A 700-nucleotide genomic window follows, 5' to 3' on the forward strand; every position below is an offset into this window, starting at 1 on the left:
GTCGCGGCCAGCAGGTACTGGAGTCCATGCTCTTTTACCAGCGTAACCATCAGCAGTGCCATGGCGCCTGTCGCCGCCGAGATCATTCCGGGGCGCCCGCCGACAAAGGCGATGACAGCACAGATACAGAAGGAGGCGTAGAGACCGACTTTGGGATCTACCCCGGCGATGATGGAAAAGGCGATGGCTTCCGGGATCAGCGCGAGTGCGACCACCAGCCCCGCGAGCACGTCGGCACGGACGTTGGAAAACCACGTTTGTCTAAGTTTTTGCAGCATATAAATATCCAAGGCAAAGCATCGCGCACGCCAAGGGAGTGGCGAGCGAATCGATACAAATTCAAATTTTGAGGATTTTTTGCTGTGTGCTTAAGGTGTAAAACCAGGCGTACAGCAGTGAGCACCCGCGAGCGAGGCTAGCGGAAGCAGGTTGTTGCGAGGGGGCGTAGCGCTAAGGCGGCGTAGGCTGCCAGTAGATCGTTTGGAGTACAGTCATGCTGATGTTCCTGTAGCTCAAGGGGTATGCGGAGCCGAAGTATACAATGAAGCCATCGTCGATTGCGACCCGCTGGCAGGCTCTGCATGACCTACGTCAGATACAGGCTTATTCAATGGGTATACCTGCGGGCAAGGCTTTGTTTTCCACCCGTTCTTGTCCGAGCTGGTCTGTGTGCTGAGGGGTGAGTTGGCCAGACGGTTAC

The 700-nt window shown here is 56.1% G+C and carries 1 protein-coding gene; it reads right to left on the bottom strand.

What is annotated here, in order from left to right; genetic code table 11:
- Positions 1–278: SulP family inorganic anion transporter (locus tag AC07XM_RS31085; RefSeq protein WP_197884682.1), on the bottom strand; the 278-nt coding region annotated here is incomplete at its 3' end.
- Between the last annotated feature and the right edge of the window lie 422 nt (positions 279–700).

The organism is Pseudomonas sp. GW460-LB5, assembly GCF_059423245.1.